Origin of the sequence: Corynebacterium sp. PCR 32 (genome assembly GCF_037464985.1) — a bacterium.
Classification (GTDB): Bacteria; Actinomycetota; Actinomycetes; order Mycobacteriales; family Mycobacteriaceae; genus Corynebacterium; species Corynebacterium kroppenstedtii_D.
In genome coordinates, this window is record NZ_JBAHVL010000004.1 from 91,112 (window position 1) to 104,072 (window position 12,961).

12 protein-coding genes are annotated in these 12,961 nt (G+C 53.8%); 4 read left to right on the forward strand and 8 right to left on the reverse strand.

All coding sequences use genetic code 11. The features are described from left to right. Position 1 precedes the first annotated feature (1 nt). The 8 genes from V5S80_RS06620 to rpmH all read right to left on the reverse strand — a co-directional run bounded on the left by V5S80_RS06620 (position 2) and on the right by rpmH (position 6,449). Entirely contained in the window at positions 2 to 1,342 is a 1,341-nt protein-coding gene (locus V5S80_RS06620; protein ID WP_395170080.1) for a ParB/RepB/Spo0J family partition protein, read from the reverse strand. Positions 1,343 to 1,652: 310 nt separating this feature from the next. After that, positions 1,653 to 2,597: a ParA family protein gene (locus tag V5S80_RS06625; RefSeq protein WP_395169975.1), complete on the reverse strand. Its 945-nt coding sequence runs from the start codon at positions 2,595 to 2,597 to the stop codon at positions 1,653 to 1,655. 139 nt (positions 2,598 to 2,736) lie between these two features. After that, positions 2,737 to 3,387, reverse strand: coding sequence for a 16S rRNA (guanine(527)-N(7))-methyltransferase RsmG (gene rsmG, locus V5S80_RS06630; RefSeq protein WP_395170081.1), 651 nt, complete (start codon positions 3,385 to 3,387; stop codon positions 2,737 to 2,739). A gap of 164 nt (positions 3,388 to 3,551) precedes the next feature. Then, on the reverse strand, positions 3,552 to 4,049 hold the full coding sequence (locus V5S80_RS06635; RefSeq protein ID WP_395169976.1) for a protein jag: 498 nt from the start codon (positions 4,047 to 4,049) through the stop codon (positions 3,552 to 3,554). Positions 4,050 to 4,197: 148 nt separating this feature from the next. Continuing rightward, complete coding sequence (yidC, locus tag V5S80_RS06640; protein ID WP_395169977.1) at positions 4,198 to 5,172, reverse strand: membrane protein insertase YidC; 975 nt, start codon at positions 5,170 to 5,172, stop codon at positions 4,198 to 4,200. A gap of 95 nt (positions 5,173 to 5,267) precedes the next feature. Next, entirely contained in the window at positions 5,268 to 5,546 is a 279-nt protein-coding gene (yidD, locus tag V5S80_RS06645; protein ID WP_395170082.1) for a membrane protein insertion efficiency factor YidD, read from the reverse strand. 223 nt (positions 5,547 to 5,769) lie between these two features. After that, entirely contained in the window at positions 5,770 to 6,147 is a 378-nt protein-coding gene (rnpA, locus tag V5S80_RS06650) for a ribonuclease P protein component (RefSeq protein WP_395169978.1), read from the reverse strand. 158 nt (positions 6,148 to 6,305) lie between these two features. Further along, on the reverse strand, positions 6,306 to 6,449 hold the full coding sequence (rpmH, locus tag V5S80_RS06655) for a 50S ribosomal protein L34 (RefSeq protein ID WP_395170083.1): 144 nt from the start codon (positions 6,447 to 6,449) through the stop codon (positions 6,306 to 6,308). Positions 6,450 to 7,358: 909 nt separating this feature from the next. On the opposite strand from rpmH, the gene dnaA reads away from it, so the two are divergent. The 4 genes from dnaA to V5S80_RS06675 all read left to right on the forward strand — a co-directional run bounded on the left by dnaA (position 7,359) and on the right by V5S80_RS06675 (position 12,815). Then, positions 7,359 to 8,993 carry a chromosomal replication initiator protein DnaA gene (dnaA, locus tag V5S80_RS06660; protein WP_395169979.1) on the forward strand — a complete coding sequence of 545 codons (1,635 nt, stop codon included), beginning with the start codon at positions 7,359 to 7,361 and terminating at the stop codon, positions 8,991 to 8,993. A 723-nt stretch (positions 8,994 to 9,716) separates the two neighbouring features. Next, positions 9,717 to 10,901, forward strand: coding sequence for a DNA polymerase III subunit beta (gene dnaN, locus V5S80_RS06665; protein WP_395169980.1), 1,185 nt, complete (start codon positions 9,717 to 9,719; stop codon positions 10,899 to 10,901). A gap of 29 nt (positions 10,902 to 10,930) precedes the next feature. After that, positions 10,931 to 12,199, forward strand: a complete 1,269-nt coding sequence (recF, locus tag V5S80_RS06670; RefSeq protein ID WP_395169981.1) for a DNA replication/repair protein RecF — start codon at positions 10,931 to 10,933, stop codon at positions 12,197 to 12,199. Next, positions 12,192 to 12,815 carry a DciA family protein gene (locus V5S80_RS06675; protein WP_395169982.1) on the forward strand — a complete coding sequence of 208 codons (624 nt, stop codon included), beginning with the start codon at positions 12,192 to 12,194 and terminating at the stop codon, positions 12,813 to 12,815. Before recF ends, V5S80_RS06675 begins: the two co-directional genes overlap by 8 nt. The last annotated feature ends 146 nt before the right edge of the window (positions 12,816 to 12,961 follow it).

Sequence of the window (12,961 nt, forward strand, 5' to 3'; positions counted from 1 at the left end):
CTTATCGCGGTTCTGTCTCCGGGCTCGCGGTGGTGTGGGAGGTCGTCGTGTCGTGTGGCGGTTGTGTGGGGTGGGTGTGTGTTCCTTGGGACTTCAACATGGCGATAATGCGGTCGAAGTCTTCCATTCCGGCGAATTCGACAACAATCTTGCCTTTTTTGGCACCCATGTGGACTTTCACGTTGGTGTCAAGGTAGTCACCGAAGGAGTCTGCCCAGTGGGTCAGTTTCTCTGGTTGGGGCCGGGGTGTGTGCTGCTCTTTCTTTGTGGGTTCGTTATCGTCTCGGTTGATGAGTGTGACAGCTTCTTCTGTGGCTCGGACAGAGAGCCCTTCGGCAACAATGCGTTCTGCGAGCTTGGCTTGGGCGTTTGCGCCTTGTGTAATGCCCATGAGTGCACGTGCATGGCCAGCGGAGAGGACGCCGGCGGCTACGCGACGTTGGACGGGGACAGGAAGTTGAAGGAGCCGAATGGTGTTGGAGATGACGGGGCGGGAGCGTCCCAGGCGTGTCGCGAGTTCTGCCTGGGTGACCCCGAATTCTTCGAGGAGTTGTTGATAGGCGGCGCCTTCTTCTAGGGGATTGAGTTGGACGCGGTGAATGTTTTCGAGGAGGGCGTCGCGCAGCATGGTGTCATCGGCGGCTTCGCGAACAATGGAGGGGATGGTATCAAGTCCGGCGAGTTGTGCTGCACGGAGTCGGCGTTCCCCCATGATGAGTTCGAAGCGGCCGGGTTCTGATGCTTCGCGAACGACGATTGGTTGAAGAAGTCCAAATTCGTGGATCGAGTGTGCTAGTTCGCGTAGTGCTTCCTGGTCGAATTCATGGCGCGGGTTTTTTTCATTTCGAATGATGGCGGGGAGGGGAAGTTCGCGATAAGTGGCGGTGTCATCGCTAATGAGTGGCTTGGGAGCCGCTTTCTTGTTCTTTGACTGTCCTGTACTGGGTGTGGCAGTACCGGGGGTGGTTGTGGTTTGTGGTGTGCCTAGTCCTCGGGGGCCCCGTGAGGTCGCTCGTGCGTGGTCGCGTGTCGATCCTTTTCGCTCGGCGGCTGCACGTTGACCTGGGGTGGGACGGTTCTTGGGGAGTCCCGCTTTAGTTCGGCTGTGGTTGGTGTCCCCCTGGTCGCTGCTGTCACCGCCGGTGTGGTCATCCTGATCGCGGTGTGGGCTTTTCGTGAGGGAGTACCAGGACGGTTCTGCATCGCCGCCGCTTCGGGGAGCGCCAAAGATGACGTCGGCAGCATCGTTGCCAATCTGCGGTTTCGCCGGCCCGGTGGGGATCAAGGAAGCGAGTCCTTTACCGAGTCCACTTTTGCGTTTGGCTTCTGCCATGACGTTCATCCTTATCGTTGTGTCGTATTCGTTTTGTCGGCAGATGAGGCGTACTCCAACAGATCCGCCGGTCGTTCGTCGATGCGTACAGGTGGGTTGGATGCATTGTCGATCACGGCGTGTGCCGAGCACCTTGTGATCAGTAGCCTAGTCAGTTTTTTCTTGGTTGTCGGGTTTGTTGGTTTCTTCTGTCCAAGAAAAGTGTGGGGGAGTGGGCCTCGTCGAAAGCAGTGGCACACTAGTAGGGGCTTGCCACGGTGGTGAGATGAGCAAGACAAGGATGTTTCACGTGAAACATCGAGCGCCGCTCGTACCATCGTCACCGTGTGTGACGCCCTCGGCGCGGATCAGCATCACATAGGGGTGCATCGGGTTCGCGACGGGACAATTCTTCGACAGTGTCCATGTATGCAGCTGAGCCGAGGGACCCGGCGTCATGTTGGATCACTGTTTGCCCGTAACTTGGCGCCTCAGATACGCGAACATTGCGGGGTATCACGCGATCAAATACCAACGGGCCAAAGGATTCACGGACATCATTTTCAACGTCGTGAGAAAGGTTGGTGCGACTGTCATACATGGTGAGGAGAACGCCGGTGATGTCCAGGTTAGGATTAAGTGCCTCCCGGATGAGACGAACATTTTCGGTGAGTTGGGTCACGCCCTCAAGTGCGTAAAATTCACACTGAATCGGAATAACGATTTCGTTGGCCCCCGTTAAACCATTAATGGTTAAGAGGCCGAGCGAGGGGGGGCAGTCAATAAAGATGTAGTCGAAGCCCATATCTTCGATGGCGTCGTCACCCAGCATGTGCGCAACACGGTATTCACGGTTGTACCCGTTCGCTAATTCCATTTCAGCGCCAGCGAGATCAATGGTGGCAGGAATAGTGAACATGTTCGCATTCGACGGATGGGGTTGAACAGCATCCTTGGGTTCAATTTCCCCAATAATGACCTCATAGGTCGATGGTGTTCCTTCTGCGCGATGCTCAGCGCTCAAGGCGGTAGAAGCGTTCCCCTGTGGATCAAGGTCGACCACCAACACTTTCTGGCCACGCAGGGAGAGAGCCCACGCCAGATTCACGGTCGACGTGGTTTTTCCGACTCCGCCTTTTTGATTCGCCAATGCAATTTTGCGTGTGTGGCGAGGTTTCGGCAGAGGTGTCATTGCTCCAGATTGAAACCGTGCAGCCCGTCGGGCTTGTTCTTCAATACTGTTGTCGTCGTCATAGTCATATTCATCCGACGAAACCCTGACCATGTCCCCGTCCTTTTGTGTAGGTGTTTTGCAACTTCCATGTCACTGTCCGCCGCCTTGTCGTAACCTGGCTAATCCTAGCCGGATTCAGAGGAACTAACTAGCGTTCCTGGTCGCACCCACGGCACCCCCGTGTTGGGATCTAGCGTCGTTCGCAGCGCACGATGGTGGTGGCTTCAGGAAGCACGTCGGATCCGACGCGAATGATAGTGCACGGTCCACCGCCAGCTGCACTAATGGCTTTCTGATCCCGGTGGATTTCGTCGTCTGCACTTGTCCCTTTCATGGCAAGAACAAGGCCGTGCTGCGTCGTAAGTGGCAGCGACCACTGCATGAGTTTACCTAATGGAGCAACAGCCCGGCTGGTGACATAGTCCGCACCCCGGTGTTGTGTGATGATTGTCTTTTCTTCCGCACGACCTCTGACAACAGTCACGTTGTCGAGGCCAAGTGTGTCGATAGTCTCCCGGAGGTAGGTCACTCGCCGTAGGAGCGGTTCAATAAGTGTGATGTCGAGGTCTGGACGTGCTAGTGCAAGTGGAATTCCGGGGAGGCCTGCACCACTTCCAATGTCCACCACCCGCGCACCGTTTACCATCACCTCGCCGATGACGGCACAATTGAGGATATGACGTTCCCACAACCGTGGTGCTTCGCGGGGTCCAATGAGTCCTCGGGTGGTGGCGTCGGTCCGTAATGATTCATGATAGGCCACGGCACGGTCACGTCGATCTCCGAAGATCGTCGTCACCTCAGGGGGGAGGGGAGTGGTGGTGTGCTTGTCTCTGCCCACACATCCCTTGACCTCGTCAGGGTGGTTACCCGCTATTGCCGGCTCGCTGTGTGATCCGTTCGCCACGTGTGTATCTCCTTTGTGGCTCGCGCGGTGTCGAGACGTTTCACGTGAAACATTGCTCACGTCTGCCATGGTCTCAGTGTTGTCGTCGCTCATCGAAGCTAGCGTACAGTGTCACCGGATGTTTCACGTGAAACCACAACAGTACGCATCGGAGGCAACCCAGCGCTTTCTGATCTCAATCCATCTACCTCCGCAACGCGCGTGTGGATAGCGGACCGCTCAAATGGATTCATGGGACGCAGAATCACGGGCACACCAGTCTCACGAACCTGTGCGATCGCTTGGTCAGCCTCCGCAAATAGTTCTTGTCGTTGGGTACGCCGGTAACTGTCGACATCAACCACAACTCCCGGCACATCAGTGAACCCCGCTGCCCGGACAGCCAACCTCGTCAATACCTGCAACGCGTCGACTCCTTCGCCATGACCACCGACCAGCCGGGAGCAGTCCCCACCGGGAAGCTCAACGAACGGTCGCCCCTGGCTCACACCGTAATCGATATCGCCATCAAGGTCGGCAGCATCTAAGAGCCCTTCAAGGTAGTCGGCGGCAGCCTCAGCGGCGCGATCAGTTGAATTCGTGGAACCTTCGTTCATACTTCAATTATGCGCTTTCTGTGAACTCTGTGGTACCACAACCACTGTCTCAATGACCCAGCCTCATCGACAACAACGAAGGAGGGCCGGCGGCCCTCCTTCGTCCATACTTACTGTGTGCGCCATTCGTTGCAACGCACGGATGCAATTATTTCTTTTTTTTGCCGCCCTTTTTCTTGGTGTTCTGTGGTTTTTGCCCCACTTTGGGAGCAGTTGCGCGCTGGGCTTCTGCCTTGGCTTTCTTTTCTTCTTCCTCTTCACGATCCATCTTGTTAAAGATGATGATCTGTTGTCCCAAGGTCCACAGGTTGTTAGCCAGCATGTAGGTCAGCAGGCCGATTTGCCAGAAAATACCAGTGATCAGAATGGTGACTGGGAAGACCCACAGCATCATGTTGTTCATAATGTTGGCCTGCATAGCCAACTGCGGGTTTTGCGCGTTCTTCTTCGGATCTGTGACCTGACGAGCCTTGTTTCTCCGCACCATGTTGCGAGCATTGATATGCGTCGCCAGTGAAGAAATGATGATCAGGGGAATCGCTACCATCAGGATGTTGCTTCGGGTGAAGTCAATGTCCCCTCTCGCAGAAAACGCATTGAAGGCCTTCTCCGGCATCCGAATGTAGGACGACAGGGGCGCACCAAATAGGCGGGCATCAAGGAAGGATTGAACTTCTTGGGTCCCGAATCCGTAGTTGGGGGTATTCCGGGTTTGTTCAACGGTCATCCCCAATTCGGTACGTCCGGTGCCTGTGCGGTTGAACGACCGCAGCACGTGGTACAGCGAAAGGAAAATAGGACCCTGAACTAATGCCGGAAGACACGACGCGAGAGGGTTAAACCCCATTTCTTTTTGGAGCTTGCGTGATTCGATGGCGAGTGACTGCGGATCATTTTTATATTTGGCCCGTAGCTCCTGCATTTTGGGCTGCAATTCCTGCATTTTCCTGCCCGACCGCATCTGATTTGCCATGGGCTTAAAGAGGAAGATACGTATGGTGAATACCAGGAAGATAATAGACAATGCCCAAGTCACACCGGAATTCGGATTGAGGAACAACCCGAAAAATTTGTACCAGGCCAGCATGCCCCAGGACACGGGGTAGTAGATGAAGTTAAGCACGGGGGTGCGTCGCTCCTAATCGTTTTACGGTTTGGACTGTGGGGCCGTGACTGTTCCGTGGACGTTGTCTTAGTTGCACTGCGTACCACGGATTTTCAGGCATCTTCACCACCATCAGTATGTAGTTGATGGTGTGCATGTACGTGGTGCGAGCGCCCACGCGGCCTGCGTCGCGGAGGAACAGGGTCCCACCCACCCGGATGCCAGGGGCCACATTTCGACAGGCGAATTGCGGCCATGAGCACACCTCGTAGAACACCGTACCTGCGGACAGCTGTGAGGGCGTAATTACTGCAGGTGGGTTCGAATCGGCAGGAGGGCCCAGCTTTTAACGGGCTTATACCATGCTGGTAGAAAAGAATCGCTTTTTCAATCCATGATTGTCGAGGCACTGCAGTGGGCTCGCCCGCGCCGTAGGCAGTATGTAACAACAGGTTAGGGGGATAGTTCCCAGGAGATCTATCGACACTGTCGTCAGCAATGTCACAGTGATGACCGTCGCCGCTGTGTGGTTGCGAACGTTTCACGTGAAACATTGTCATCCCCATATCTAAGTCTTCCGACTCACCGGTCTCGCACGGCCCGTGAGCTAGCGGACTACCGCGTGCGTCGTCGTTCCGCTGCGGCATGAGCCTTTCTCGTACAATATGCAATCGCCTCGGATAAAGCGTCGTGCGTGGCATGGACAGCTGCAGGTCGTGCACGGATGACCAGATCACTATTTCGTGGGAGGCCCGCCACCACATCCCGCGCGCAATGTCGAAGCCTTCGTGCCAGTGTATGTCGGATCACCGAGTTTCCCACGGCTTTGGAACACACCACGCCGACACGCGGACCGGTGATGAGATCAGCGGTCGCGGGGTCCATCTCGCGTAATGCAACGTGAACGATGACGACTTTGCTGCCAGCTGATGCACCACGCAAAGTTGCCCGGACATCGGAGCTATGACGCAACCGGTGTGATGATGGAAGCACGTGAGTCACATCCTTGACATAAAGACCGGATAGACAATGGATTATATAAACAAAGTGGAGTTCCTCGACACCGCTTTGTGTCGAGGAACTCCACTACTGTCACCGCGCTACGCCTCCCCATATGTGTGAGATGGGCACGACGCGCGATGGTAACGCTCTTATGCGGTGAGAGACTTACGTCCTTTACGACGACGTGCTGCCACGATGGCACGACCAGCCCGCGTACTCATGCGGCTACGGAAGCCGTGAACACGGGAACGACGACGGTTGTTCGGCTGAAAAGTCCGCTTGCCTTTGGCCACGGTACTCAACTCCTCAATACACTCGGGCTCGCTACGTACAGCGTCGACGCGGGGGTCACGCCCTCCACATTCACGACGCCAACGGCGTGCCATGTAACAATTATTTTCTCTGGCAATACAGAAATCCGCGAGGACATCCCAATCACTGAGCGGTACGTATACGTCCGCTAGCACTTCCCATGCAACAAACATGGGGTGAGCAGCCATTCGGCGAGGAAACGGCGAGAAGCCACGGCCAAAATCGCTGTGTATTGCCACGCTCGTGAAAGACCCGCACCAATAAAGCGCATAGGTATGACGGATCTAATACGAATGACCATATAAGACTACGGGGTCTACCATACGAGCCACAAATCAGAGCCTCCCCCCTCCATATACACCCCTAAATGACAATTCTGTTATTCGCACATTGTCGTCATTGTAGGAAATAGCACGAGAGCTCCCCTGTGGATAACTTCGTGCGGATCGAATAGCCAGGTCGTCTCGCGTGTCCACAAGTTGTCCACAAGGGGTGTGAATAACTTGTCCACATATGTGGTCTCAACCTTTACTTTAGGGATATCACAGCAGGTCACAGCGAATTTTTAGCGACAATGTGTTATCCACAAGATTATGGGGGTCTGGGGATAACTTGATCGGCAGTTTATCCCCAACTTGTGGATAACATTGTGGAAAACCTTGTTGACGTCTGTATTATGCTATTCACAGATTATTCACAAGTCAGCTGAAAGTTGGGGAGAACCTAAATTACAATTGTGGAATTTCGCCCAACGCAATTTAGTTTCTAAACCTGACCTTCAGGCTGTGCTCGCGATCTTCGGGGTTGCCGTTTTTCGTGAGACAAGCCCCGCATTAGGGTGTAAAGCTCACACGGACGTACCAACAAAACAAACATGCAAAGGAATAACGATGGAACTTGGGGGCAGCCCACACGAGTTTGGACAGTCCAATAGCGATTTTTTCGCTACCTGGAACTCTGTTGTCGCTGAGTTGATGGCTGTGGGCCTCCGCTCGGATATTCCTGGGCAGGCCACCGACGTTCGGATTACCCCCCAAGATAAAGCCTGGTTAAAGCAGGCTGTTCCAGTTGGACTCATCGGCGGTGTCGCCGTCATCTCAACCCCAAATCGGACTGCAAAAGGGGTGTTCGAGCGCAAACTTGGTGACATTATTTCGTCACGCCTTAGCACTGTGCTTGGCGAGCCCATCAAGTTAGCGATTTCTGTCAGCTCAAGTGGCGCGGTATCAGAAGAAACTCCCCAGGCCAGGGGCGGAGAACCGCAGCACGATGACCCTTATACCCTTCAGTACCCCGGATACGACTTCACTCAGAGCAATCGTTCTTCTCGCCGCACTAGCCGCTCTACGCCTAAGACTGCGCCCCCACCGACAGCTAGTACCGCAGTTCCTCCAGCTCAGCCGGTCACTGCAGACATAGTCTCGCCACCATGGAATGAAGGATACATTGATGGTGGGGACAACCAGCGACGCCAGGACCATAAGCCCGACTCTGAGAAATCATGGCTTAACGAGAATTACACCTTCGATAACCTCGTCGCAGGTGAAGGAAATAGGGTTGTTCGTGCCGCGGCCATTGCTGTCGCAGAAAATCCTGCTCAGGCTTATAATCCGCTCTTTGTGTGGGGTGGTTCAGGACTAGGAAAGACCCACATCTTGCATGCTATCGGGCACCGCGCACTTGAGCTTCGTCCGAACCTTCGAGTCCGATATGTATCCATCGAGGAATACACCAACGAGTGGATCAACTCCATCCGGAACAACCGAGGTGAGGATTTCAAACGGAAGTACCGTAGCTTCGACATTCTTTTGGTCGATGACATCCAGTTTCTTGCTGGTAAACCTGAAACACAGATTGAGTTCTTCCACAATTTCAACGCTCTTCACGGAGCGCAAAAACAGATCGTGCTCTGTTCAGACCGTTCTCCCAAAGAGCTCACCGAGCTGGAAGATCGGCTACGTACCCGATTCCAATGGGGGTTCACCCAGGACATTCAGAAGCCTGACCTCGAAACACGTATCGCTATTCTTCGTTTGAAAGCCGAGCGGGAAAACGCCGATGTCCCCAATGAGGTGCTGTCGTTCATTGCTGAGCAGAAAGCTGAATCGGTCCGTGAATTAGAGGGTGCATTGAACAAAGTTCTCATTGTGTCCTCAATCCAAAACACCCCGGTGACGTTAGATATGGCCCGTGACCAGCTTCAAGATTTGGTCGCTCCGGAAGTCGTTGAGATTACAGCGCCGACGATCATGTCCGTGACTGCAGAGTATTTTAACCTTACGACCGCGGATCTCACTGGGCCAGGGAAAGCACGTCCGATTGCTCATGCACGGCAGGTTGCGATGTATCTGTGCAGGGAGCTTACTGATCTTTCGTTGCCTAAAGTGGGCAACAACTTCGGTGGTCGTGATCATACGACGGCTATGTACGCGGAGCGGAAGATTCGGAAAGAAATCACCGAAAAGCGCTCGACGAGTGAGGCGATTCAGGAGATCACCGCACGGATTAAGAACCAGGCGAGGTAGTAGTCCTGGGATTTTACTGATCTCTGTGGATAACTTAAACCTTTGACCTGCGGTGTTCGTAATATTTTTCGCTATCCACAGAGTTATCCACACGTATGTAATTACACTTTTGTTATTTAGTGATTTCAATCACAGATCGCCGCGTAGCACTTTCGCTAACATTCGATGAGTTATGACACTTTTTCCAATGTCCCTTCTGTGGATAACGGGCAAAAAACAGTGGATACAATAGGGGATAACCGCCCCGTCATTGTGGATAACTGGAATGAGGTGCATGTTGTTCACACAGCACCCCCATCTATCCACAGAGTTATCCCCAGTTTTTCCACACCGCGGCGACAAGGATGACAAGCGGCAACAAGGGTTATCCACTGTTTCCACACCCCCTACTGCTACTACCGCTTTTTTCTCCTGAAATCTACGTTATAGAGATAGGGCTCGGCTCCATGTGGGGATAACCTCTTCAATGAGGAATAACAAAAACCATCAGCAGCCGCTCTGACCCAGATCCCTTGTTGATACTGAAAGTCAATAAGGGGTTTGAGTAGTAAAAAATGACTCGGGTTTGTCACCAGGAGTAGGTAACATCCAATCGTGCAGTAATCTGCGACGCCTGGTGTGATGCGAACATCACGAACTCATAGTGATGGCCCCAGCAATAAGCCGAATAAGGCAAGCCAGTGCCGTCGTATCACGATCGCCACAATGAACACGGAGTGAACAATGGACCCCAACGGTGCTTCTTTCCGAGTAGCCAAAGACGATTTATCTGGTGCGCTGAGCTGGGTCGCTCGCAGCTTAGCGAGCAAGCCGACGCAGCCAATCCTTCGTGGTGTCATGATGACTGCTAATGATGATGGCTTACTCCTTGCCGGGTTCGATTATGAAGTGTCGACCCGCGTACGGATTTCAGCCGAAGTCATTGAGCCTGGTCGCGTTCTTGTCGCGGGCAAATTAGCGAATGACATTATTGGTTCGCTTCCGAATAAGGATGTCGCCATTTCAGTGGAGGGGACGAAGGTCTATGTCACGTGTGGTCAATCCAATTTTGAGCTTCCCGCGATGACCATCGACGATTATCCAGAACTTCCTACACTGCCGGAAGAAACTGGTCGCATCGACCCGCACACCTTCACTGCAGCTATTAGCCAAGTTGCCTCTGCTGCAGGTAAAGATGACTCCATGCCAATGCTGACCGGCATCAAAATGGAGGTCAAGGGGGAAAACGTTGTTCTCGCTGCGACAGACCGGTTCCGCTTGGCTGTCCGGGAGTTTACATGGGAACCGTCGTCGCCCGATGTCAATGCAGAACTCCTTATCCCCGCAAGGACCTTGGCAGATTCTGCTCGCACCCTCGATAGTCGGATGAGTGATCCCATTGAACTTGCGATGGGATCAGCACATGACGTGGGCAAGGACGGGCTCCTTGGCATCGTGTCAGAGCATCGACAGACTACAACGCGTCTGATCGACGCTGACTTTCCCAAATTCCGGCCTCTGCTGCCCAAGAACCATTCGTCCATGGCGATCGTAGAAATCGCGCCATTATTGGATGCAATTCGACGTGTCAGCTTGGTAGCTGAGCGGAACGCGCAGGTGAAATTAGAGTTCTCCGAGGGGCAAGTCGTTTTGTCCGCTGGTGGTGCCGAAGCCGGAACTGCTGAAGAAGCCCTTCCTGCGCAATTTGTCGGTGAGCCTCTTCTTATCGCATTTAATGCGAATTATTTGAAGGAGGGGCTGTCCTCTATTGATACTGCGAAGGTAGTTTTCGGGTTCACTCAGCCATCCCGGCCAGCAATTTTGATTCCCGAACCAGAAAGTATGCCGGAACAAGACAGTGACGGGCAGTTCCCGACACCCGAGACATATTTTACGTATCTACTGATGCCAGTTCGGCTTCCAGGTTAAAACCACTATCGTCGTGAGGCACTTCATCTGTGTATATACGCGCACTGCAATTACGTCATTTCCGGTCATGGTCAGAGCTTGATCTTGAGCTGCGTTCGGGAATTACCGTGTTGTCGGGGCCGAATGGCCATGGGAAGACGAATGTGGTGGAGGCCATCGACTATGTCGCTCACCTGAGCTCGCATCGAGTGTCGACGGATGCACCACTGGTGCGTGAAGGACATGAACAGGCATCGGTGTCAGCAACGGCGATTAACAACGGGCGGGAGCTCACAGCTCATCTTCTTATCAAGGCCCGGGGCGCGAATCGTGGGCAGATTAACCGAGCTCCCTGTAAAAGCACACGTCAGTTGATTGGCATTGTTCGAACTGTTGTCTTCTCCCCAGAAGACCTCGCATTGGTTCGTGGGGAGCCTGATCATCGCCGTCGTTTCCTCGATGATCTCCTTATTGGGCGTTTTCCGCGTTGGGCGGGAAGTCGTGCCGAGTATGACAAAATCCTTCGCCAGCGAAATATGCTACTCAAGCGGACCTCGAAACCTCTTCGCCATGGCTATGGTGGTGGGACTGATTCAGATTCTGCTCTCGATACCCTTGATACTTGGGATTCGCAGCTTGCTGTTGCGGGTGCACAAGTCATGGTGCAGCGTATGGTACTGACACACATTCTTTCGCCGTATGTTGAACGAGCGTATCAGCGGTTGGCTCCAGCATCGCGGCCAGCACACATGAGGTACCGTTCCACTATCGAGGACAGTCTTACGCAGACAGGGTTGACCCCGGAATACATTGCTGGTGATGTCGCTGAGGCGACTGCTGTTATTGAGGCCGTGCTGTTGGCGGAATTAGCACGCCGGCGTGATACCGATATTCAGCGGGGGACAAGTACTCTTGGACCTCACCGCGATGATGTTGACCTTATGCTGGGAACCCAACTTGTCCGTGGTTACGCCAGTCATGGCGAATCATGGTCGTTCGCGCTCGCTCTCCGGTTGGCATCGTTTGAGTGGCAGCGTCAACAGGGAACCGATCCTATTCTTATCCTTGACGACGTTTTTGCTGAGTTGGATTATGCGCGACGGCGCTCTCTTGCCGCGGTTGCTCGGGATGCAGAGCAAACTTTGGTGACTGCTGCCGTGGGGGATGACTTACCTGACGATCTCCTCACCGGTGATGTTCGTGTTTTATCAGTTGAGGCGTTGACGTCCGATGATTCAGACATAAGATGTTCACGAATTACGCATGATTCTGCATCGGAGGATGGAACTTGCGGACACGGAGATGATGCTAGTGAATGATCCTGTTGCGGAGGCACTGGCACGTGTCATTTCCCACGGCCGCGTGTCTGTGCCACCTAACCTTCGGAAAGTTGTTGTGTCTCCGGCGACCCGGGGGAGCGCGGGGACGTCGCCGAAGGTCGAGTCCGAAGGGAGAAGTAGGGGATCGAAGCAATCGTCTGATGCTGCAGATTCTGCGCTCTCGCCATCTGTATTTCGGGAATTTTCCCGTAATTCTCGGGTGTATCCGACAGGTCCGGATGGGCATCGACGAACAAACATCCGCCGGTATGAATCAGTGAGCAGCATTATGAGTCGGGAAGTTGTTCGTCGAGGTTGGTCTGAGAAGATCTCTCATGGATGGATTAAGACCAATTGGCCGACGGTGGCTGGGCGCTATCTCGGTGAGCATTCGACAGTGGTGATGATTAAAGGGACGACTCTTTTTATTGAGTGTGATTCCACCGCGAAAGCAACGGAATTGCGGTACCTTCAGACAGAATTATTGAGGAAAATCACTGCACATGTGGGCCCGGACATCATTACTCAGGTGAAAATTTTCGGTCCACGCCCACCGTCGTGGCGGCATGGGCCCCTACATGTGAAGGGTCGGGGGCCACGCGACACCTACGGGTAGTTCGTTGGGCATTCTGTTGGCACGGTTCCAGTATCACGGGTGACCATGGAGGACCCTGAAATCGCGTTATACGGCCCCTAGGCGGACGGTAGGCGTTCAACTGAGGGGGGATACCAGGTATGATGGTGATCAACTGTGACAAGTAA